This window comes from Streptomyces diversicolor (assembly GCF_057537855.1).
In genome coordinates this window covers 1-21438 of sequence record NZ_BAAJXA010000061.1, presented here as the reverse complement: position 1 = coordinate 21438, position 21438 = coordinate 1, and the positions used below count along the sequence as shown (strand labels likewise).

The 21438-nt window shown below is 73.3% G+C and carries 18 protein-coding genes; 4 read left to right on the top strand and 14 right to left on the bottom strand.

Annotated features, from left to right (window positions below; translation table 11 throughout):
- Position 1: 1 nt before the first annotated feature.
- Both AC27LF_RS41620 and AC27LF_RS41615 read right to left on the bottom strand, forming a co-directional pair.
- Positions 2 to 418, bottom strand: a complete 417-nt coding sequence (locus AC27LF_RS41620) for an effector-associated constant component EACC1 (protein WP_479661722.1) — start codon at positions 416 to 418, stop codon at positions 2 to 4.
- Between the two features lie 157 nt (positions 419 to 575).
- The gene (locus AC27LF_RS41615) at positions 576 to 1859 is read right to left on the bottom strand and encodes an adenylosuccinate synthase (protein WP_404024912.1); all 1284 of its coding nucleotides are present in this window, start codon (positions 1857 to 1859) and stop codon (positions 576 to 578) included.
- A 197-nt stretch (positions 1860 to 2056) separates the two neighbouring features.
- Here AC27LF_RS41615 and AC27LF_RS41610 point away from each other — a divergent pair, with 197 nt between their 5' ends.
- Positions 2057 to 2908 (top strand): diacylglycerol kinase catalytic domain-containing protein, encoded by an 852-nt coding sequence (locus AC27LF_RS41610; protein WP_479661723.1) that lies wholly within the window; start codon positions 2057 to 2059, stop codon positions 2906 to 2908.
- Between the two features lie 147 nt (positions 2909 to 3055).
- On the opposite strand, the gene AC27LF_RS41605 is transcribed toward AC27LF_RS41610, so the two are convergent.
- Entirely contained in the window at positions 3056 to 3565 is a 510-nt protein-coding gene (locus AC27LF_RS41605) for a GbsR/MarR family transcriptional regulator (protein WP_479661724.1), read from the bottom strand.
- 73 nt (positions 3566 to 3638) lie between these two features.
- Here AC27LF_RS41605 and AC27LF_RS41600 point away from each other — a divergent pair, with 73 nt between their 5' ends.
- Both AC27LF_RS41600 and AC27LF_RS41595 read left to right on the top strand, forming a co-directional pair.
- A complete protein-coding gene (locus tag AC27LF_RS41600; RefSeq protein ID WP_479661725.1) occupies positions 3639 to 4604 on the top strand; it encodes an ABC transporter ATP-binding protein in 966 nt (321 codons plus the stop codon).
- Positions 4605 to 4711: 107 nt separating this feature from the next.
- The gene (locus AC27LF_RS41595) at positions 4712 to 6217 is read left to right on the top strand and encodes an ABC transporter permease (RefSeq protein WP_479661736.1); all 1506 of its coding nucleotides are present in this window, start codon (positions 4712 to 4714) and stop codon (positions 6215 to 6217) included.
- Positions 6218 to 6901: 684 nt separating this feature from the next.
- Here AC27LF_RS41595 and AC27LF_RS41590 read toward each other — a convergent pair.
- The 10 genes from AC27LF_RS41590 to AC27LF_RS41545 form a co-directional block, all read right to left on the bottom strand.
- The gene (locus tag AC27LF_RS41590) at positions 6902 to 8119 is read right to left on the bottom strand and encodes a cytochrome P450 (protein ID WP_479661726.1); all 1218 of its coding nucleotides are present in this window, start codon (positions 8117 to 8119) and stop codon (positions 6902 to 6904) included.
- A 150-nt stretch (positions 8120 to 8269) separates the two neighbouring features.
- Complete coding sequence (locus tag AC27LF_RS41585; RefSeq protein WP_404024924.1) at positions 8270 to 8935, bottom strand: response regulator; 666 nt, start codon at positions 8933 to 8935, stop codon at positions 8270 to 8272.
- Positions 8932 to 10278 (bottom strand): sensor histidine kinase, encoded by a 1347-nt coding sequence (locus tag AC27LF_RS41580; RefSeq protein ID WP_479661727.1) that lies wholly within the window; start codon positions 10276 to 10278, stop codon positions 8932 to 8934. The genes AC27LF_RS41585 and AC27LF_RS41580 overlap by 4 nt, the downstream gene beginning before the upstream one ends.
- Before the next feature lie 262 nt (positions 10279 to 10540).
- Entirely contained in the window at positions 10541 to 11221 is a 681-nt protein-coding gene (locus AC27LF_RS41575; RefSeq protein ID WP_479661728.1) for a response regulator, read from the bottom strand.
- Entirely contained in the window at positions 11218 to 12633 is a 1416-nt protein-coding gene (locus AC27LF_RS41570; protein WP_479661737.1) for a sensor histidine kinase, read from the bottom strand. Before AC27LF_RS41570 ends, AC27LF_RS41575 begins: the two co-directional genes overlap by 4 nt.
- Before the next feature lie 175 nt (positions 12634 to 12808).
- The gene (locus AC27LF_RS41565; protein ID WP_479661729.1) at positions 12809 to 14023 is read right to left on the bottom strand and encodes an acyltransferase family protein; all 1215 of its coding nucleotides are present in this window, start codon (positions 14021 to 14023) and stop codon (positions 12809 to 12811) included.
- Entirely contained in the window at positions 14016 to 14921 is a 906-nt protein-coding gene (locus tag AC27LF_RS41560) for an alpha/beta hydrolase (RefSeq protein WP_479661730.1), read from the bottom strand. Before AC27LF_RS41560 ends, AC27LF_RS41565 begins: the two co-directional genes overlap by 8 nt.
- A gap of 558 nt (positions 14922 to 15479) precedes the next feature.
- Positions 15480 to 16391: an alpha/beta hydrolase gene (locus AC27LF_RS41555; RefSeq protein ID WP_479661731.1), complete on the bottom strand. Its 912-nt coding sequence runs from the start codon at positions 16389 to 16391 to the stop codon at positions 15480 to 15482.
- Positions 16392 to 16672: 281 nt separating this feature from the next.
- Positions 16673 to 17893 carry a kynureninase gene (gene kynU, locus AC27LF_RS41550; RefSeq protein WP_479661732.1) on the bottom strand — a complete coding sequence of 407 codons (1221 nt, stop codon included), beginning with the start codon at positions 17891 to 17893 and terminating at the stop codon, positions 16673 to 16675.
- A complete protein-coding gene (locus tag AC27LF_RS41545; RefSeq protein WP_479661733.1) occupies positions 17886 to 18734 on the bottom strand; it encodes a tryptophan 2,3-dioxygenase family protein in 849 nt (282 codons plus the stop codon). Before AC27LF_RS41545 ends, kynU begins: the two co-directional genes overlap by 8 nt.
- 293 nt (positions 18735 to 19027) lie before the next feature.
- Here AC27LF_RS41545 and AC27LF_RS41540 point away from each other — a divergent pair, with 293 nt between their 5' ends.
- On the top strand, positions 19028 to 19447 hold the full coding sequence (locus AC27LF_RS41540; protein WP_479661734.1) for a DUF3151 domain-containing protein: 420 nt from the start codon (positions 19028 to 19030) through the stop codon (positions 19445 to 19447).
- Between the two features lie 250 nt (positions 19448 to 19697).
- Here the strand turns inward: AC27LF_RS41540 and AC27LF_RS41535 are convergent, their stop codons facing one another.
- Positions 19698 to 21404 (bottom strand): MFS transporter, encoded by a 1707-nt coding sequence (locus AC27LF_RS41535; protein WP_479661738.1) that lies wholly within the window; start codon positions 21402 to 21404, stop codon positions 19698 to 19700.
- Positions 21405 to 21438: the final 34 nt, after the last annotated feature.

Below are 21438 nucleotides of genomic sequence, written 5' to 3'. Positions count from 1 at the left end.
GTCAGTCTCCCTGCTCGGGCGGGACGTGCGTTTGGTCGGTGGCCGGCGGCTGCCGGAGGGCCTCGGCGACCCGCTGGGCCAGTTCGCCCGCGCCCTGCGCCGTCAGCCCGCGGACCTTCTCGGAGGAAACGATGACCTCAGTGCCGTCCGGCTGGTTGATGGTGACCGTCTGGTTGCCCCGGCGGTTCTGCAACCAGACCACGACCGCCGCTCCGACGGCCGCCGTCGGCCCGCCCGGGGCGAGGACAAGCGTCAGCACCTCGCTCCAGGCCCCCATGGCCCCCGCCGGGGCGTCGGCCGGGGCCTCCCGCCGGACCAGACCCCGCAACTCGGGGTCCTGACGCAGCCAGTCGTACAGATCGTCCGTGGCGCCCGCGCGGTCGCCGGTCGCCATGTCAACGGCCAGTGTGATGCGCACCTTGCTCCTTCTGGAGAACCCCAGTACCCGATCGCACCTGTCGCTATGAAACTAACATCCCCAACTACCCTTGCAAACGGGATAGTTGGGGATGTTGTGCACATGAGACCGAATCATGACGCGGCGCAGCGGGACGCGGGGAAATCCGGCTCGCACCTCAGAGGAACGAGTTGATCTGGATCGTCTCGTCGCGGCCCGGGCCCACGCCGATCGCGGAGATCGGGGCGCCGGACATCTCCTCCAGCGCCTTGACGTAGTTCTGCGCGTTCTTCGGCAGGTCGGAGAACGACTTGGCCTTGGTGATGTCCTCGGACCAGCCGGGCAGCGTCTCGTAGACGGGCTTGGCGTGGTGGAAGTCCGTCTGGGAGTACGGGAGTTCATCGACCCGGCGGCCGTCGATCTCGTAACCCACGCAGACCGGGATCCGCTCCCAGCCGGTGAGCACGTCCAGCTTGGTGAGGAAGAAGTCGGTCAGTCCGTTGACCCGGGTCGCGTACCGCGCGATCACCGCGTCGAACCAGCCGCAGCGCCGGTCCCGGCCGGTGGTGACGCCCCGCTCGCCGCCGATCCGGCGCAGCGCCTCGCCGTCCTCGTCGAACAGCTCCGTCGGGAAGGGCCCGGCCCCGACGCGGGTCGTGTACGCCTTGAGGATGCCGATGACCCGGCTGATCTTCGTCGGGCCGACGCCGGCACCCGTGCAGGCCCCGCCCGCGGTGGGGTTGCTGGAGGTGACGAACGGATACGTGCCATGGTCGATGTCCAGCAGGGTGCCCTGCCCGCCCTCGAAGAGGACGACCTTGTCCTGCTCCAGCGCCTGGTTGAGGACCAGTACCGTGTCAGCGACGTACGGCTTGAGCTGGGCCGCGTAGCCCAGCAGCTCCTCGACCACCTGGTCGGCGGTGATGGCACGCCGGTTGTAGAGCTTGGTCAGCATCTGGTTCTTGACGTCGAGCGCCGCCTCGACCTTCTGCTGCAGGATCGACTCGTCGTACAGGTCCTGCACCCGGATGCCGACGCGGTTGATCTTGTCGGCGTAGGTCGGGCCGATGCCGCGCCCGGTCGTGCCGATCTTCCGCTTCCCGAGGAAGCGTTCCGTCACCTTGTCGACGGTGACGTTGTACGGAGTGATGATGTGCGCGTTGCCGCTGATCAGCAGCTTGGAGGTGTCGACTCCGCGCTCGTTCAGACCGCTCAGCTCGGAGAGCAGGACCGACGGGTCGACGACGACGCCGTTGCCGATGACCGGCGTACAACCGGGCGAGAGGATTCCGGAAGGAAGGAGGTGGAGGGCATACTTCTGGTCACCGACGACCACGGTGTGGCCGGCGTTGTTGCCGCCCTGGTACCGGACGACGTAATCCACCGAGCCGCCGAGCAGGTCGGTGGCCTTCCCCTTGCCCTCGTCACCCCACTGAGCACCGAGCAGCACAAGTGCGGGCACGCGCGTACACCCCTTCCGGGCGGGGCATGTCCAAGGTCAGGGGCGTACGCGTAGGGTTCACCGCCACGTACCACCGCGACCGCCGTTGGCCGCACAACCGTCGGACCGGATGCCCCGGAATAGACGAAGCCCCTGGCGCAATAGCGCAAGGGGCTCTTGCACAAAGATGCTACCCGAGGAAGCGAGGCAGGACCGAGGTGGCGACTTTCGCGACGCCCGATCAGCTGCTGGTGATCATCGATCCGGTTGCCCGGCGGACCGACGGAGAATCCGTTCGCATCGCGAAAGACGTGCTCAGCGCGGGTGCGACCACGAAGGTGTGCCTGCCGGACGGCCCGGAGGAGTTCGCCCGGGCGCTGACGCGCCGCGGGTCGCGGCGGCCGGTCGTGGTCGGCGACGACCGCGCGCTGGTGCGGGCGGTGTCCCTGCTGCACCGGCAGCGGGAGCTGGCCGGATGCGTGCTGTCCATGGTGCCGGTGGGGGGCGCGCTGGCGCTGGCGGAGACGCTGGGGGTGCCGACCGGTGCGGTGGCCGCCGCCCGTGCGGTGCTCGACGGCACGGAGCGCCGTCTGGACCTGCTGGTGGACGACAGCGACGGGGTGGTGCTGGGCGCCCTGCGGATTCCGCCGCTCGCGCCGCGCGAGGACCGGCCGGCGGAGCCGGTGGGCGCGACCGCCGTCTCGGGGCGTCCGTGGCTGCGCTCGACGTACCGGTCGCTGGTGCGGACCCTGGCGCCCCGGCCGTCCCGGCTCGCCCCGGCACCGCCCGGCCCCGCCCGGCTGCGGGTGGAGGTCGACGGGACCACGCTCGTCGACCTGGACCAGCCGGTGGAGGCGGTGTCGGTGACGCCGGGCGCCGCCGGGCGGGCCGACGTCGAGGTGCGGCCGGTGTCGGTGGGCGCGGAGGCGTCCGCGCTGCGGGTGTCGGGGCGCACGGTGACCGTGACCGGAACGGACTTCCGCTACCACACGGACGCGGGCGTGACCGGCCCGGTCCACCGCCGCACCTGGACCCTCCGAGAACGGGCCTGGGCCTTGACCCTCCCGTAGCCCAGGCCCCGCGGCACCGGCGCATCCGCCGCACCCTGGATGCGCCCCGAAGGGGCGCGGGGAACTGCGCGCCCGGCCACCACGCGACCGCACACAAACGACAACGCACCACGACCGGTCCAGTGGAGCAACGGTCACCCGGCCCGGTCAGTCGGCGGAGCGGGCCCTCGGGTACAGGCGCTCGCGGTGCAGTCGCCAGCGTTCCATCATGCCCGCCACGTCCTGTTCGACGAACTCGAAGAAGGCAAGGGTCTCCGCCAGCCGGCGGCCCGCCGGGGTCGTGGCGCCCAGGCCGGCCACGCCGTCCCGCAGGGCGTCCTCCCAGCGCTTGATGATCGCGTCGCGGCTGGTGAGCGCCTGGTACCACTGGTCGTTGTGCACCCGGTACCGCTCCCGCCGCGAGCCGGGCTCCCGTTCGCGGGAGACCAGGTGCACCTGGGCCAGATAGCGCACCGCGCCGGAGACGGCCGCGGGGCTGATCCTGAGCTGTTCCCCCAGCTCCGCGGAGGTCAGCGTGCCGGTGTCGGAGGCGAGCAGCGCGGCGAACACCCGGGACGGCATGCGCGGCACGCCCGCCTCGACGAGTTGCGCCGCGAAGGACTCCACGAACCGCGAGACCGCCTCCGGGTCCCGCCCCACCGCCCCTGACTCCGCCATACCGTCACCCTACCCGCGGTTTATACGCTTCCTTAACTTCACAATTTTCTGAAAGAAGCGTACGTTCCGAACCATGACGAAGGCAATCACGGTCTCGGGGCTCCACAAGTCCTTCGGCCGCACGCACGCGCTGGACGGCCTCGACCTGGAGGTCGAGACCGGCGAGGTGCATGGCTTCCTCGGCCCCAACGGCGCCGGCAAGTCGACCACCATCAGGGTCCTGCTCGGCCTGCTGCGGGCCGACTCGGGCGCCGCACAGGTACTCGGCCGCGACCCGTGGACGGACGCCGTCGAGGTGCACCGGCGCATCGCCTACGTACCCGGAGACGTCACCCTGTGGCGCAACCTCTCCGGCGGCGAGGTCATCGACCTCTACGGCCGCCTCCGCGGAGGGCTCGACGCACGGCGCCGCACGGAACTGATCGAACGCTTCGAACTGGACCCCACCAAGAAGGGCCGCACCTACTCCAAGGGCAACCGGCAGAAGGTCGCCCTGGTCGCCGCCTTCGCCTCGGACGTCGACCTGCTGATCCTGGACGAACCGACGTCCGGCCTCGACCCGCTGATGGAGGCGGTCTTCCAGCGCTGTGTCGAGGAGGAACGCGACCGGGGCCGCACGATCCTGCTGTCCTCGCACATCCTCAGCGAGGTGGAGGAGCTGTGCGACCGGGTGAGCATCATCCGCAAGGGCCGCACGGTCGAGACCGGCTCCCTGGCCGACCTGCGCCATCTGACCCGGACCAGCGTCAGCGCCGAGCTCGCGGGCCCGCCGAACGGGCTCGCGCGCCTGCCCGGCGTCCACGACCTCGACGTCCAGGGCCGCCGCGTCCGCCTCCAGGTGGACACGGACAAGCTGAACGAGGTCCTGCGCTCGCTGAGCGAGTCCGGCGTGCGCTCGCTGACCTCGACGCCGCCGACGCTGGAGGAGCTGTTCCTGCGGCACTACGAAACCGAGACCGACGACACCGGCAGGCCCCCCGAGAATGCCGCGACCGCGGCCACCGCCGAGACCGCCGAGAGCGACGAGGTGGCACGGTGAGCGCCGCCACTTTCTCCCCGCACGCCCGCGACGCCCGGACCGGCGGCTCCCGTCACCTGGCCGGCACCGGCGTGCTGCTGCGCTTCGCGCTGCGCCGCGACCGCGTGATGATCCCGGTGTGGGTCGCGGTGAACGCGCTGATGGTCCTGTCCATGCCGAAGTCGCTGACGAGCCTGTACGGCACCGCCGCCGCACGCGCCGACCTGCTCCGCCAGATGGACACCAACCCCTCCCTGCGCGCGCTCATCGGCCCGGTCTTCGACGACTCGCTGGGCGCCCTGACGGCCTGGCGCATCGGCATCTACGCGGGCGCGCTCGCCGCAGTGACGAGCCTGCTCGTCGTGGTCCGGCACACCCGGGACGAGGAGGAGAGCGGGCGGCAGGAACTCGTCTCGTCCGGCATGGTCGGCCGCCGCGCCCCGCTGACCGCGGGCCTGCTGGCCGCGGCCGTCGCCAACGCGGTACTGGCGCTGCTGCTCGTCGCCGGCCTGGCCGGGCACGGCGGCTCCGGGGCGCTCGCCCTCGGCCTGGGCATCGCCGGCGTCGGCATGGTCTTCGCGACGGCCGCGGCGATCGTGGTCCAGCTCACGGAGAGCGCACGGCTGGCCCGCGGCCTGACCGCGGCCGTGCTCGGCGCCGCCTTCGTGCTGCGCGCGGCCGGCGACTCGGCGTCCTCCGACGGCTCCTCCGTCCTGACCTGGCTGTCCCCGCTCGGCTGGCTGGAGAACCTGCGGGCCTTCGCCGACGAACGCTGGTGGGCCCTGCTGCTGTTCGCCGCGGCCGTGGCCGCACAGGCGGCCGTCGCCTATGTGCTCGCCGGCCGCCGCGACACCGGCATGAGCTTCCTGCCGACCCTGCCGGGACCGGCCCGCGGGCGGCTCGGCACGGCCGGCGCGCTGGCCTGGCGGCTCCAGCGGGGCAGCGTCCTCGGCTGGTCGATCGGCTTCTTCCTGGCCGGCGTGGTCTACGGCGGGATGACCGACGGCGCGGCCGACCTGGTCCGCGACAACAAGCAGGCCCGGGACCTGTTCGAGCGCATGGGCGGCCAGTCCGGGATCACCGACGCGTTCCTCGCCTCGATGGTCGGGATCATGGGTCTCGTCGCCGCCCTGTACGTCGTCTCGTCCGTCCTGCGGCTGTACGGCGAGGAGACCGCCGGCCGGGCGGAGCCCGTGCTGGCCGGGGCGGTGGGCCGGCTGCGCTGGGCCGCGGGTCATCTGACGATCGCCTTCGGCGGGGTGGCGCTGCTCATGCTCCTGACCGCACTGGGCTTCGCCGCCGGATACGGCAGGCAGGTCGGCCCGATCCTCGGGGCGTGCCTGGTGCAGGTGCCGGCCGTCTGGGTGGTGGGCGGCCTGGCGGTCCTCCTGTACGGCGTGCTGCCGCGCGGCGCGATGGCGGCCTGGGGAGTCGCCGGTGCGGTGCTGCTCATCGGCTGGGTCGGTCCCGCACTGGACGTTCCACAAGCGGTACTCGACCTGTCCCCGTTCGGCCATCTGCCCAAGCTGCCGGGCGGCCCGATGCGGTGGGGCCCCGTGCTCGTCCTGCCGGCGCTCGCCGCGGCCCTGGTCGGCGCCGGGCTCGCGGGCCTGCGGCGACGGGACCTCACGTAGCGCTGCGCTTGCTTCGGCCGGACGCTCGCCGTGGCGCGGTGCGCCGGACGCCGGGTGCGGCAGGCTTGTGTCTGAGCGCGCAGTTCCCCGCGCCCCTTCAGGCCGGACACCCGCCATGGCGCGGTGCGCCGGACGCCGGGTGCAGCCATGTCGTGGCCGAGCGCGCAGTTCCCCGCGCCCCTTCAGGGCGCCAGCACGACCCCGCGCCAACATGTATAGGCCGGACACCCACCGTCGCGCGGTGCGCCGGACGCCGAGTGCGGCCGCGTCGTGGCGGAGCGCGCAGTTCCCCGCGCCCCTTCAGGGCGCCAGCACGACCCCGCGCCAACATGTATAGGCCGGACACCCACCGTCGCGCGGTGCGCCGGACGCCGGGTGCGGCCATGTCGTGGCCGAGCGCGCAGTTCCCCGCGCCCCTTCAGGGCGCCAGCACGACCCCGCGCCAACATGTATAGGCCGGACACCCGCCGTGGCACGGTGCGCTGGATGCCGAGTGCGGCCGCGTCGTGGCCGAGCGCGCAGTTCCCCGCGCCCCTTCAGGGCGCCAGCACGACCCCGCGCCAACTTGTATAGGCCGGACGCCGGGTGCGGCCGTGTCGTGGCTGAGCGTGCAGATCCCCGCGGCCCTTCAGGGCGGCTGTCCGGGTCCGTGTCATTCCGTGGAGGGCGGGCGGGTGGCGTGGGTCAAGTTGTTACGGGGAGTGCCTTCAGGCCGCGGATCACGAAGTTTGGTTTTTGTTCGGGGGGTTGTGCCAGGGTGAGGGTCGGGGCCCGCTCCAGTAGTGCGGTCATGGAGGCTGCCAGTTCGATCCGGGCCAGCGGGGCGCCGATGCAGTAGTGGATGCCGGCGCTGAAGGAGATGTGCGGGTTGTCGGCGCGGGTGAGGTCCAGTCGGTCGGGGGCCGCGAAGACGGCCGGGTCGTGGTTGGCGGAACCGAAGAGCAGGGCGATCTCCGCGCCCCTCGGGATCGTCGTGCCGTCGATCTCGATCTCGTCCAGCACCCAGCGCTCGAAGAGCTGGAGCGGGGTGTCGTAGCGCATCAGCTCCTCCACCGCGGACGGCACGAGGGAGCGGTCGGCGCGGAGCGCGGCCAGCTGGTCCGGGTTGCGGAACAGCGCCCACCAGCCGTTCACCGTGGCGTTGACCGTCGCCTCGTGACCGGCGTTCAGCAGCAGGACCGCCGTCGAGATCATCTCCTGCTCGGTCAGCCGGTCACCCTCGTCATGGGCCGCGATCAGCCCGGAGATCAAATCCTCGCCCGGCTCCTCGCGGCGGTGGGCGATCAGCTCCCGCAGGTACTCCGAGAACTCGACCGACGCCCGCACCGCCCTCGCCGCCGTCTCCTCGGACGGGTTCAGCTCGTACATGCCGCAGATGTCCGCCGACCAGGGCCGCAGCCGCGCACGGTCCGACTCCGGGATGCCCAGCATCTCGGCGATCACCGCGACCGGCAGCGGCTCCGCGACGTCCGCCAGCAGATCGCCGCCGCCCGCCGCCACCAGCGCCCCGACCAGTTCATCGGCCAGAGCGTGCACGTACGGCTTCAGCCGCTCCACCGTCCGCGGTGTGAACGCCTTCGACACCAGCCGCCGGATCCGGGTGTGGTCCGGCGGCTCAAGGTCCAGCATCCCGTGGTCGTTCAGCGTGTGGAACGGCTCCCGCTCCGGCGGCGGGGCCGTACGCCCGAACTCCTCGTGGGTGAACCGGTGCTGATACGTCCTGCCGAGCCGCCGGTCCCGCAGCAGCGCCGAGACGTCCGCGTGATGCGGAACCAGCCACTGGTTCGTGGGCTCGAAGTAGTGCACCCGGCCCTTTTCCCGCAGCTCGGCATAGGCCGGATAGGGGTCGGCGACGAACGCCTGGTCCCAGGGATCGAAAGCGAGGTCCGAAGCAGCAGCCATGAACGGACGCTAGCCCGCCCACCACCACCCTGACCAGGGGTGGCGGAGGCAGGGCCGGTGACCGGAGGCGTGGGCCCCACCGTCGACGGGCGCGAGACCGGTGACGGCGAGCGCGGCCCGGCGGCCGGCCGGGGCCATGGGTGGGCCGCGTCAGCCCGGCGTCACCAGGCGGGCCTCGTAGGCGAACACCGCTGCCTGGGTTCGGTCGCGCAGGCCCAGTTTCACCAGGATCCTGCTGACGTGCGTCTTGATCGTCGACTCGGCCACCACCAGACGCTCGGCTATCTCCGCGTTGGACAGGCCCTGGGCTATGAGGACCAGCACCTCCGTCTCCCGTTCGGTCAGATCGCCGTACGCCGCCTGCGCGGTCGGGGTCAGGCGCGGGCCGTCGGACAGCTTGGAGAACTCCGTGATCAGCCGCTTGGTGACGGAGGGGGCCAGCAGCGCCTCGCCGGCCGCCACCACCCGTACGCCGTCCGCCAGTTGCCGGGCGGAGGCGTCCTTGAGCAGGAAGCCCGAGGCTCCCGCGCGCAACGCCTCGTAGACATACTCGTCCAGGTCGAACGTGGTCAGCACCAGCACCTTCGCCGTGCCGTCCGCGGCGACGATCTCGCGCGTCGCCTCGATGCCGTTCATCTCGGGCATCCGGATGTCCATCAGCACCACGTCCGGGGCGAGTTCCCGCACCCGCTCCACCGCCTCGCGGCCATGGACGGCCTCGCCGACGACCTCGATGTCCGGCATCGCGTTGAGCAGGACCGAGAAGCCCTCACGCACCATCATCTGGTCGTCCGCGATCAGTACGCGGATCGTCATGCCTCACCTTCGCTCACCGTCGCGACCGGCAGGAACACCGTCACCTCGTACCCCCCGTCGACCGGGCCCGCCGTCATCTCGCCGTCCAGCATCGAGACCCGCTCCCGCATGCCGGTGATGCCGTGCCCGGCGCCGGGCGAGGGCTTCACCAGAGCCGTCGCGGGCGGCGGTCCGTTGACTATGCGCAGGCCGAGCCCGCCGAGGACATAGCCGATCTCGACCCGTGCGCTCGCCCCCGGCGCGTGCCGCAGGGTGTTGCTCAGCGCCTCCTGGACGATCCGGTAAGCCGACAGCTCCACGCCCTGCGGGAGTTCACGCACCGCGCCGGTCACCGCCTTCTCGACCTCCAGCCCCGCCTCCCGCACGTTCGCCAGCAGCGCGTCCAGGTCGGCGAGCGTGGGCTGCGGGGTCTCGGGCGCCTCGTAGTCCTCCGCGCGGACCACTCCGAGGACCCGGCGCAGCTCGGTCAGCGCCGCCACCGCGTTCTCCCGGATCGTGGCGAATGCCTTCTCCAGCTCGGGCGGCGGGTTCTCCACCCGGTAGGGGGCGGCCTCCGCCTGGATGGCGACCACCGACATGTGGTGGGCGACCACGTCGTGCAGTTCGCGGGCGATGGTGGTGCGCTCCTCCAGCAGGGTGCGGCGGGAACGCTCGTGCGCGGTCACCGTCTGCTGGGCGGTCACCTCCTGCTCGGCGTCGCGGCGTATGTGCCAGACGGTGACGGCGAGCAGGAGCAGCGCGGACAGAAGCATCATCGGGCCGATGTTCGGGCTGTAGCCGCCGCTGAGGACGGTGCCGGCCACGAAGCCGTAGCCCCCCGTCGTCAGCCACATCCAGGCCGCGGTGCGGGGGCGGGTGCGGATCGCCACCACCGTGAGCACCGTCAGATGGGCGAGGAAGCTGCCCGGCAGCCAGGGCCATTCGCCCCAGTTCGGGCCGAGGACGGCCACCACGGCGGACGCCGGGAACGACAGCCAGAACGCTCCGACGGGCCGGACCAGTGTCAGCAGGACCGGGCCCAGGGTGAGCAGGGCGCACAGCAGGCCCGAGAAGCCGGAACCGCGGTACCCGAGGGAGATGAGCATCGCCAGTCCGCCCACCGCGGCCACCGCCGCGTGCGGGGTCCAGGACGCGTACTCCCGTATGCGGCCGGAGAGCCGTCGGGTGATCGGGCCGTCGACGCTCATGGGGGCCAGCGGGCGGTAGGCGAAGGCGTCGTGGAACAGGTCCTGCCGCAGCCCGCGCAGGGCGTCCATCGCCGCCCGGGCCTCCGGGCTGCGGGGCTTGTACGCGTCGTACCGGCCGTCCGCCGGTGTGGTCTGCGTGTGCGTCGTCTCGGTCACGTACAAGACCGTAGGCCGGGCCGGGGGTCGGGGGCGTCACCTGTGAGAGGGGTCATTCGGGATCCGTCTCAGGTACTACGGGCACCCCTGCGACCGACGGACCTGAGCAGGCCCCACCGCCCGCGGGCCCGGCGTGTGACCGCGGCCACCGAGGAGCGCCAGGCGCAGCGCCCCGGGCAGGCACCGGGCAGGCGGGAGCCTCTTCCGCAGGCACCGGGCAGGCGAGAGCCGCTTCCGCGGACTCCAGGGAAGCGGGAGCGCTTCAGTGGGTTCCGGGGCGGACCAGGCCCGTCTCGTAGGCGAACACCGCCGCCTGGGTGCGGTCGCGCAGGCCCAGCTTCACGAGGATCCGGCTCACATGGGTCTTCACGGTCTGCTCGGCCACCACCAGATGCTCGGCGATCTCCGCGTTCGACAGGCCCTGGGCGATCAGGGCCAACACCTCCGTCTCCCGTTCCGTCAGCGCACCCACGCGCTGTTTCAGCGGGGCACGACGGGTGCCGCGCAGCCGGGAGAACTCGGCGATCAGCCGGCGGGTGATCCCGGGCGCGAGCAGCGCGTCCCCGGCGGCCACCACCCGGACCGCCTCGGCGAGCTTGTCCGCGGAGGCGTCCTTCAGCAGAAAGCCGGAGGCACCGGCCCGCAGCGCCTCGTACACATACTCGTCCAGGTCGAACGTCGTCAACACCATGACCTTTATGTCCGGGTTGTCCATGGTGATGCGACGGGTGGCCTCGATGCCGCCAAGCCCCGGCATGCGGATGTCCATCAGCACCACGTCGGGGGCGATGTCCCCGACCTTGGCGACCGCGTCCAGGCCGTCCACGGCCTGCGCGACCACCTCGATGTCCGGCTGGGTGTTGAGCAGCACGGAGAAGCCCTGACGGACCATCTGCTGGTCGTCGGCGATCAGTACGCGGATGGGGCCGGCGCCGGGGGTCATGGTCCGTTTCCTCTTTCGGGATCGAATGCGGGATCTGGTGCGGGATCTGGTGCGGGATCTGGTGCGGGATCGAATGCGGGATCGGGTCCGGTGGTGAGTTCGGGGATGTGGGTGACGGCGGGCACCCGTGGTGCCGTGGACCCGTCCCGGGGGAGGAACGCCGTCACGACGAAGCCGCCGTGCAGCGTGGGCGTCGCGGTGACGCTGCCGCCCAGCATGGCGGCGCGCTCCCGCATGCCCAGAAGACCGTGGCCGGAACCCGGCGAGGGCAGCACCGGGTGGCGGGGAGCGGAGTTGATGATCCCCAGGTGCAGGCCGCCGGGGAAGTGGCTGACCTCGACACGGACCGTGGAGCCCGGAGCGTGCCGCAGGGCGTTGCTGAGCGCTTCCTGGACGATCCGGTAGGCGGACAGCTCCACGCCGGGCGGGTAGCCGCGGAACTCGCCCTTGATGTCGGTGACCACGTCCAGACCCGCCGCCCGTGTGTTCTCGATCAGTACGTCGAGTCGGTCCAGGGTGGGCTGGGGCGCGTCGGGGGCATGGCCCGTGCCGGGGTTGCCGAGGCCGTACGGGTCGTCCAGGTCCTCCGGGCTCTCGGAGCGCAGCACGCCGAGGACACGGCGCAGTTCGGTCAGCGCCTCCAGCGCGTTCTGCCGGATGCCGGCCAGGTTCTCCTTCAGCTCCTCGGAGGGGTTCTCCACGAGGTGCGGGGCGACCTGCGCCTGGATGGAGATCACTGACATGTGGTGGGCGACCACGTCGTGCAGTTCGCGCGCGATACGGCTGCGTTCTTCGAGGAGCGTACGGCGGGCGCGTTCCTCTGCGGTGATCGTGGTCTGCCGGACGAGCTGGGTGCGGGCCTCGCTCCGGCCGCGCAGGGCGGCGCCGACCAGGACCGCCACGGCGAACAGGGCCACAGCCATGAAGCCCGTGGAGGTGTACCGCTGGGCCCCCAGCGCGCCCTGCACGAGATAGGTCGTCAGGGCGGTGCCCGCCAGTGCCATGAGCGCGCCGCTGACCCGCACGCGCAGCGCCAACAACAGGAGCACTGCCATCTGCGCCAGCAGCGCCGGCGGCCCCCAGGGCCAGTTGGGGCCCGGGAGCGGGCCCGTCACAAGGCCGGGGCGCGCCGCCATCGCCGTCGCCACCATGCCGGTCAGGGCGAGGCCCCAGGCGGGTACGGGACGCCACAGGGCAAGGACCACGGCGGCCCCCTGGACGAATCCCGCGAGCAGCCCCTGCGCCGTGGAGAGGCGGTAGTCGTCGGCGATCTCCTGGCCGCCGCCCAGCGCGATGCCGAGGGCGAGATAGCCGGCGATCAGATAGGTCAGCAGTCGGCCCCAGCGGTACCGGGAGAAGGGCGGCGACTGGGGCGACGGGGCATCGCCCAGCCAGGCGCCGAGGCGGCGCAGCCGCGCCCGCGGCCCGTGCGGCGGGGTGCCGGGTCCGGGGGCGGCGGGCGGTACACGGCCCGCCTCCGGGTACGGGGTACCGCCCGCGGTCCCGGCGCCGTCCTTGTCGCCGGCCGCGGGTGGCCCCTGCGGGGCGTTGTCGCCGTCGGCGTCCGCGGGATTCACCCGACCCACCCTAGGCACCGCGCGCCGCCTCGGATTCGGAGCGGCGGGGGCGGTGCCCGCGGATCACCCGGGAGGGGCGCGGCGGGGATCGGCGACTCCCCTGTTCGCGGGACCGGAAGGCCGTCCAGCACACGGCGAGGGCCAGGGCGAAGACCGGGAGCCAGCCGAGGCGGGCCGCGACCCAGGCCAGGCCGTCGGGGGCGGTGTGCAGACCGGGCAGCCGGCCTGCCGACAGCAGCACGGCCGTCGTCGCCATGAGCGCCGTCTGGTGCCAGAGGAAGATCGTCATCGCGGAGAGGTTGACCAGGGCCACGGCCGCCCAGGCGACGGGGCGGCGCAGCGCACGGCGCAACGGGTCGCGCAGCAGCAGGGCGAGCCCGCACTGGGCGAGGCCGAAGGTGACCGCCGCCAGGGTCGGCGGGTTCAGGTTGGAGACCGGCTCGCCGGGGACGCCCACCATCGACGCCGGGTATCCGGCCCACGCGACCAGTGCGGCCGTGGCCGCCGCGCCGCCGGCGAACAGCACCAGCCCCGGGCGGCGGCCCTCCAGCTCACCGCGCGTCCAGGCCGCGCCCAGGGTGTAGGGCACCAGCCAGCCGGCCGCCAGGTTCACCCAGCCGAGCCAGGACGGGGCGCCGTCCGGGCCGAAGCGGAACAGGTCCACATGGAGGACGACGGCCAGCGGCCACAGTGGGCTGAGCCGGGCCACGAGCGGCGTCGCCGCCGTCAGGGCGGCGAAGACCAGCAGGAACCACAGCGGGGACAGGGCCAGCTTCACCAGCGTGCGGACCGTGTCGAACGGCGCGTCCAGCAGGAGCAGGGCCGTCGCCGCCACCGCCCAGAGGACCGCGACGGCGATCACCGGCCGGAACAGCCGGGACAGCCGGCCGCGCAGCCACCGGCCGTATGTCGTGCCGCGGGCCCGGGCCAGCGCGTGGCTGCGGGTCGCCACATGGCCGCCCACCAGGAAGAAGACGGCGAGGCTCTGGAAGACCCAGGAGATGGGGGCGAGCCAGGGCATGTGCCGAAGCGGGCTCGCCGCGTGCAGCGCGCCGCCGTCCGACACCAGCGCCGTGACCAGCCAGTGGCCGAGGACGACACCGAGGATCGCGAAGGCCCGCAGGGCGTCGACCGCGCGGTCCCGGGTGGCGGGCGTGGCCGCGTCCACGCGGAGGGCGCCCTCGCGCAGGCCCTTCAGCGCGGTCGGCAGGCGGCCGTCACGCATGGCTCACCTCCGGCGTCTCGCCGAGGGTGATCCGGGCCAGGTTGGCCAGCGCGGTCGAGCCCGGTGTGAAGTAGCCGCTGTGGTCGGCTTCGGCGGCGTCGAAGACACGGGCGCCGAAGCCCGGGGAGACCGGATCGGTGCCGAAGCCGACGGTGGTGCCGAACAGTTCCGCCCTGACGTGCGGCACGTCGGCCACCCAGTCGCCGGAGCCGCGTGCCGCCCAGACCCGGGCGGGGGTGTGCAGCGCCGCGGCCGAGTCGGCGCCCGTGCCGGGGCTGCCGACGAGCGCGAGCGCGTCGACGTCCATGCCCGCGGCGGCCCGGCCGCAGACCACCGAGCCGTACGAGTGGCACACCACGGTGAGGTGCGCCCGTCCTCCGGTGACCCGCCGCACGTCCTCGACCAGCGCGCGCAGCCGGGGTGCGGCCTTCTCCGCGCGGCCGGTGGTCAGGACCGTGGTGCTGACCGTGCCCGGGGTGTCGTAGCCCAGCCAGGCGAGCACGGCCGGGTGGCTGCCCGGAGGTGCGCCGCGAGTCAGCGCGCCGTACAGGGCCGCCGCGGCCCGGTGGAAGCGGTCGTAGGTGTCTATCGAGGTGTCGGAGCCGGGGACCAGGACCGCCACGCGGTCGGCGTGGGCGAGATCCCCGAAGACCTCCGTGGCCCGGCCGGAGCCGCGGCCGTCGAAGAAGAGGAACCGGCGGGTGGGAGCGGCTATCGCGCGGTCCGCGGCGGCACGGCGGTGGTCGCCGTGGGCGGCGGCCATGCGGGCGGCCTGCGCGGCGCTGGCCCGGTTCGCCGCGTACGCCTCGGACAGCGTCCGCGCCGTGGGCGGGGCGAGCGAGGCGGGGGCCGGCGCGGGGACCTCCGGTCGGGCGGCCGCGGAGAGCGGGACCACCACGGCAGCGGTGATCAGCGCCGCCAGCAGGGCGCGTACCCACCTGGCCCCGCGATGTCCCCGCGCTCTCCACCACCCGGCGGCGCCCGGCCTGTCGGCGCCCTGCCCGGCACCGCCCGACGCCTCCACGCTCCGCTCGACGGCAACGGAACCCGCGGATCGAGGGTCGGCGGAGCCCGCGCCAGGGGAGCCCGGCGCATCGGAAAACGGTCCGGCGTCACCCGCGGCGCCCGGCTGGGCGGCACGCGAAGCCGCGGCACCCTGCGCGGCGACGTCCGATACGACAAGGTCAGGAACAGCGGCGCCCGGCACCGCAAGGGCCCCTACCGCAGCGGCCGTTACGGTGGCGGCCGGGTCCGCTCGGTCGCGTTGGTCCACGGCCGGTCCCGGCCCATGCCCCGTCATCGTCTTCCTCCCCGTCCGCCCGGCCATCGGGCGTTCTGACAAGGAAGTTAGAAATCGGGGCCCGTCGTTCGCGTCCCGCCAGAGAGCTCTTCTCCGCCGTAGCTCTCAGGTATTACGGGTAGGGGCGGGGAACCCCCTGAGGGACCGGGGCCCATGTCACCACGCCAGCTGCGCGATCTCCTCCGCCACCACCGCGCACGCGTCCGCCGAGGGGTCGATCAGCGGGAAGTGCCCCACGTCCTCCAGGAGCGTCAGACCCACCACCTCGCCCGCCTTGGCCGCCGCCTCCGCGTAAGCCTCGGCCACCGCCTGCGGCACGTCCACGTCCGCGCGGCCCTGGACGAGCGTCGTCGCGATGCCCGTGGGCAGCAGCAGTGCCGGGTCGGCGTACGGCCTGCGCACCGTGAACTCGTCCTGGCCGCCCAGCAGTTGCAGCACCGCGTTGTCGCAGACGGCCAGCTTCCGCGCCACCTCGAAGTCCGCGATCGGGGCGAGGGCGACCACTCCGCGCAGCGCGGCGGGCCGGTCCGTGCGCCAGGGGGAATCCGCGGGCAGCACATGGCGGGCCGCCGCCCACAGGGCCAGGTGGCCGCCCGCCGAGTGGCCGGTGAGCACCGTGCGGCGCAGGTCGCCCTGCGGAAGCGCCCCGCGGGCCAGCTCGGGCAGGGCGTCCAGCGCGGCGGCGACGTCGTCGAAGGTGTCCGGCCAGCGACCCGCGACCGGGCCCGCGCCGCCCCCGGCCGGCGCGGCGCTCCCTCCGGCCAGTGCGGGGCCGCCGCGCCGGTACTCCACGTTGGCGACGGCGAAGCCGCGCCGGGCCAGGAAGTCCGCGAACGGCGTGACGTGCCGCCGGTCGTACGGCCCGCGCCAGGCCCCTCCGTGCAGGACGACGACCAGCGGGGCGCCGGCGCCCGGCGACGAGGGCTCCGTGCCGCGCGGGGCGTAGAAGTCGATCACCTGGTCGGGGTGGTCGCCGTACGCTGCCGTGGCGTCGGGATCGACGGGCGGATGCGAGAAGGCCGACTCCTCTTCGGCAGCGGCCCGGGCTGCGGCGGCGTCGTCCGGCATGCTCCAACCTCTCAGCGACGTAACGGATTTGGCGGACCAGGGGAGTTGGCAGCCGTTGGCGGGGACGGTATCAGGCCAGTGACGTGCGCGGACACGCGGATGTCACGCTCGGTGAGGGGCAAAGCGGTGCCGTACGGCGCGAACCGGGCAACCGGAGCGAACCGGTTGCCCGAAAAGCCGAAACGTCCGTGGGCGAGGCCCGGTCGGGTCGCGTGGTGAGCGGGCCCCTGCCGATGGGCGTACCCCTCGGGCGCTACGCCGATGGGCGTACCCCTCGGGCGCTACCCGGACGCCGCCTCCCCCGGTGTCTCCCGCAGTACGTCCCCCAGCACCCGGGCGGCCCGCTCCGCGTCCGCGAACCCCACGTACAACGGGGCGAAGCCGAAACGGAGGACATCAGGGTGCCGGAAGTCCCCCACCACCCCGCGCGCGATCAGCCGTTTCATCACGTCACCGGCGGCCGGGCAGCGCAGGGCCACCTGGCTGCCCCGCTCCGCGTGGGCCGCCGGCGTCAGGGACTCGACCAGCCCCTCGGGCACGTGCGCCGTCACGCACTCCAGGAAGAAGTCGGTCAGGGCCAGGGACTTGGCCCGTACCGCCGCCACCGACACCCCCTCCCACACGTCCAGCGCGGCCTCCAGGGCCAGCATGGACAGGATGTCCGGGGTGCCCACCCGCCCGCGCGGCGCGCCCGGCGCGGCTACGTAGTCCGGGCGCATGCCGAACGGCTCGGCGTGGGAGTTCCAGCCCGGCAGCGGGGAGTCGAAGCGGTCCTGGAGACAGCGGCGCACATACAGGTACGCCGGTGCGCCCGGGCCGCCGTTCAGATACTTGTACGTGCAGCCGACCGCCAGGTCGACGCCGTGCTCGTCCAGGCCCACCGGCAGCGCGCCCGCGCTGTGGCACAGGTCCCACACTGCCACCGCGCCCGCTGCGTGCACCGCCGCCGTGAGCGAGGGCAGGTCGTGCAGCCGGCCGGTGCGGTAGTCGACGTGGTTGAGCAGCACCGCGGCCGTACGGTCGCCGAGCGCCGCCGGCACCTCCGCCGGGGTCACCGGGCGCAGGGTGCGGCCGGTCAACCGGGCCGCCGACCCGGCGATATAGCCGTCCGTGGGGAACGTCGTCGCGTCGACCAGGATCTCGTCCCGCCCCTCACCGGCCAGCCGGACGGCACCCACAAGTGCCTTGAAAACGTTGACACTTGTCGAGTCGCCCACGACGATCTGCCCGGGCGCCGCGCCGACCAGCGGGGCGATCCGGTCGCCGATCCGCTCGGGCGCCGTCCACCAGCCGCTCTCTTCCCAGGAACGGATGCGCAGGTCGCCCCACTGCCTGCGTACCACGTCGGCGACCCGGTCGGGGACGTTCGCGGGCAGCGCGCCCAGTGAGTTGCCGTCCAGGTACACGACGTCGTCGAGGACGAAACGCGAGCGCAGCGGGGCGAGTTCGTCCGCCGCGTCCAACCGCTTGGCGATGACGGCCGGTTCGGTGGTGTCAGACATGGGACCTCGCCGTCCACAGCTCCGGGAACACGTTCTTCTGCGCGCGCTTCTCCAGCCAGGCCACCCCGGCGGAGCCGCCCGTGCCCGGCTTGGCGCCCATCGCGCGGCGGGTGGCGACCAGGTGGTCGTTGCGCCAGCGCCAGACCAGTTCGGCCACGTCCGTCAACGCCTCGCCCAGGCGGGCGAGTTCGGCGTCCTGGTCGCCGGAGTAGACCGCCGTCCAGGCCGCCTCGACGGCCTGAGACGGCTCGTGGCGCAGGGACACGTCCCGGTGCAGCACCTCCCGCGGGATGGCGTGGCCGCGGCGCGCGAGGAGCCGTACCACCTCGTCGTACAGGCTCGGCTCGTGCAGGGCCTTCTCCAGCTCGGCGTGGACGCGGGGCGCGCCCCGGTGCGGGACGAGCATCGACGCGGACTTCTCGCCGAGCAGGAACTCCATGCGCCGGTACATCGCCGACTGGAAGCCGGAGCCCTCGCCCAGGGCGGAGCGGTACGCGTTGAACTGGGCCGGGGTCAGCGCTGCAAGGGGCTTCCAGGAGGCGTTCAGCGCCGCCAGCTCGCGTACGGAACGCTTCAGCGCGTCGATCGCGACCGGCACGCGGTCCTCGCGGAGCGCCTTGGCCGCCGTCTCCCACTCGTGGACGACGACCGTGAACCACAGCTCCATCACCTGGGTGGTGACCAGGAAGACCATCTCTCCGGGGTCGTCGGAGAGGGTGTGCTGGAGGTGGGTGAGCACGTCCGCCTTGACGTAGTCCTCGTACGGCGTCGTGCCCGCGAAGTCGAGATGCGGGGTCTCGGGCTCAGCGGCCTCGGGAAGGGGGTGAGCCGGTTGGGACATCGCTGTCTCCTGTTGTACTCCGGGTAGCGGTCCGCCCCTGCCGATGCCGGCACGGGGGCCCCGGTCCCCACCCGCATCCTCCGCAATCCCCCACCGCCCGGCAAGCCCGGCCGGCCCGGAGGCGTCCCGCGGGACCGTGTACGCGGGGCTGTCTGTACGGACCTGTCTGTACCGAGCTGTCTGCGGCACCGTCGTGGCTGGTCGCGCAGTTCCCCGCGCCCCTTCGGGGCGCTGTCGAACCGTGGGGTTGCCCTCGGCGGCCGGGGGCGGGGCGCCGGTGGCACACTGCATCCATGACGACCCACACGAACCTGCTCGGCGGACCCGACCCGACCTACCTCCCCGAGAACGAGGCGGCCTTCCGGCTGCTGGACGCGGAGTCCGTGCCGGCGGCCGAGGTCGCCGCGCAGCACCCGACGTTCTCGCCGGCGTGGGCCGCGCTCGCCGAGGAGGCGTTCTCGGCGGGCCGGGTGATCGAGTCGTACGCCTACGCCCGTACCGGTTACCACCGCGGACTCGACGCCCTGCGCCGCAACGGCTGGAAGGGCCACGGGCCGATCCCCTGGAGCCACCGCGCCAACCAGGGCTTCCTGCGCTGCCTGGCCGTGCTCGCTCGGGCGGCCGAGGCGATCGACGAGAAGGACGAGGCCGAACGCTGCCGCCAGTTCCTGCGCGACAGCGACCCCGAGGCGTACGCGGAACTCCTCGGCTGACCGCACCACCAACCGGGCCCGCCCCTCCCGGACGGGCCCGCCCCCTCAACGCCCCCGGGGTAGCCCGCCCGACCGACACCCTGGGAACGCCGCCCCCACAGGCCCGATGCGCCCCGGCCTCACCGCCGGTCCCATCGCCCCCGCCATCACGACAACGCCCAAAGCCCTCAACCTCACCGGCACCCCCAGCGGCCCCATCTCACCGGCACCCCCAACAGCCCCATCTCACCGGCACCCCCAGAAGCCCATCTCACCCCCTCCCCCGCCCCTTGCCCCAGCGAATCGTGCCCCTCTGCATCCGTCCCGTTTCCAGGGGTGGCGTCGTGACGTTGCCGTGGGTGTGGCATTCCGGGCGGTTGCAGTCCGGGGGTGGGCGGCGGACCGCGGCGAAGGCGAGGGCCGCGCCGGCCACCAGGACCGCCGCGCACAGTGGCATCGCCCGCCGGAACGAGGCGTCGAAGGCGTCCGCCGAGCGGTACGCCTCGGGCCCCATCCCGGCCAGCAGCGGCAGCGCGGCCACCGCGATCAGCCCGGCCGCGCGGGCCGCCGCGTTGTTGATGCCGCTGGCCAGCCCCGCCCGTGTCGCGTCGACGGAGGCGAGCACCGTCGCGGTGAGCGGCGCCACCAGGGTGACCATGCCCGCGCCCATGACCAGCAGCGCGGGCAGCACGTCCGTGAGGTAGTCGGCGCCCTTGCCCACCCGCAGCATCAGCAGCATCGCGACCGCGCAGAGCAGCGGCCCGACGGTGAGCGGGATGCGCGGCCCGATGCGGTCGGCCAGCGCGCCCGAGCGGGCCGAGAACAGCAGCATCAGGACGGTGGTCGGCAGCAGCGCCGTACCGGCCCGCAGCGGCGAATAGCCCGCCACGACCTGGAGTTGCAGCGCGGTCAGGAAGAAGAAGCCGCCGAAGGCCGCGTAGACGCACAGGGTGACCAGGTTGACCACCGTGAACTGCCGGGACGCGAAGATGTCCAGCGGCATCATCGGGTCGGGGTGGCGTTTTTCGACGTAGACGAAGGCGACGCCGGCCGCGATCCCCGCCACCGCCGTGAGGGCGACGACGAGCGAGCCCTGGCGGGCCTCGATCAGGGCGTACGTCACCAGGGCCAGGGCGAGCGCGCCGAGGGCCGCGCCCAGCACGTCGAAACGACCGGGAGCACCGTCGACGTCACCTCTCCGGCCACTCCCGAGCGCACTTCCCTGAGCGCTCCCGAAGTCACCTCCCGGACCATCTCCCGGCCCGCCCCCCGGCCCACTCCCGGAGCCGCCGGCCTCGACGCCCACGGCGTCCCCCGCCGCGCCGCGCCCCGCGGCCCCCGCACCCGCCCCACCGGCCTCCGCGCCGTCGGCCACCGCGCCGGCCCGTCGGAACTCGCGTCCCCCGGACTCGGGGACGTGGCGTACGGCGATGGGGGCGCACAGCAGCGCCAGCGGGACGTTGAGCAGGAACACCCAGCGCCAGCCGGGGCCGGCCACCAGCCAGCCGCCGAGGAAGGGCCCGACGGCCGCGCCGATGCCGCCGAACCCGGACCACAGGCCGACCGCCCTGGCCCGGTCGTCGGGATGGAAGGACGCCTGGATCAGCGCGAGGGAGCCCGGGGTCAGCAGGGCGCCGCCGATGCCCTGCAGGGCGCGGGCGCCGACGAGGACGCCGGCGCTCGGAGCGAGCCCGCACAGCAGGGAGGCCGTGGCGAACCAGACGACCCCGATCACGAAGATCCTGCGCCGGCCGTAGCGGTCGCCCAGTGACCCGCCGAGCAGGATCAGCCCGGCCAGCGTCACCATGTACGCGTTGACCGTCCACTGGAGGGCCGCAAGGCCCACGTTCAGGTCGCGGCCGATGCGCGGCAGCGCCACATTGACGACGGTCGAGTCCAGCATGGCCATGCTGGATCCGAGGACCGTGGTGAGCAGGATCCACTTGCCCTGGGGCGAGGACAGCCGAACGTCGGGCATGTCCCAGGTATACAGCGAGCCCGGCCCCCACGGA

Excerpts from the sequence above, each read along its gene's own strand:
- AC27LF_RS41585 (WP_404024924.1), bottom strand. The coding sequence starts at position 8,935 with ATGACGATCCGCGTACTGATCGCGGACGACCAGATGATGGTGCGTGAG.
- AC27LF_RS41590 (WP_479661726.1), bottom strand. The coding sequence starts at position 8,119 with ATGGCTGCTGCTTCGGACCTCGCTTTCGATCCCTGGGACCAGGCGTTC.
- AC27LF_RS41555 (WP_479661731.1), bottom strand. The coding sequence starts at position 16,391 with ATGCCGGACGACGCCGCCGCAGCCCGGGCCGCTGCCGAAGAGGAGTCG.
- AC27LF_RS41535 (WP_479661738.1), bottom strand. The coding sequence starts at position 21,404 with ATGCCCGACGTTCGGCTGTCCTCGCCCCAGGGCAAGTGGATCCTGCTC.
- AC27LF_RS41540 (WP_479661734.1), top strand. The coding sequence starts at position 19,028 with ATGACGACCCACACGAACCTGCTCGGCGGACCCGACCCGACCTACCTC.
- AC27LF_RS41545 (WP_479661733.1), bottom strand. The coding sequence starts at position 18,734 with ATGTCCCAACCGGCTCACCCCCTTCCCGAGGCCGCTGAGCCCGAGACC.
- AC27LF_RS41605 (WP_479661724.1), bottom strand. The coding sequence starts at position 3,565 with ATGGCGGAGTCAGGGGCGGTGGGGCGGGACCCGGAGGCGGTCTCGCGG.
- AC27LF_RS41600 (WP_479661725.1), top strand. The coding sequence starts at position 3,639 with ATGACGAAGGCAATCACGGTCTCGGGGCTCCACAAGTCCTTCGGCCGC.
- AC27LF_RS41575 (WP_479661728.1), bottom strand. The coding sequence starts at position 11,221 with ATGACCCCCGGCGCCGGCCCCATCCGCGTACTGATCGCCGACGACCAG.
- AC27LF_RS41565 (WP_479661729.1), bottom strand. The coding sequence starts at position 14,023 with ATGCGTGACGGCCGCCTGCCGACCGCGCTGAAGGGCCTGCGCGAGGGC.
- AC27LF_RS41595 (WP_479661736.1), top strand. The coding sequence starts at position 4,712 with ATGATCCCGGTGTGGGTCGCGGTGAACGCGCTGATGGTCCTGTCCATG.
- kynU (WP_479661732.1), bottom strand. The coding sequence starts at position 17,893 with ATGTCTGACACCACCGAACCGGCCGTCATCGCCAAGCGGTTGGACGCG.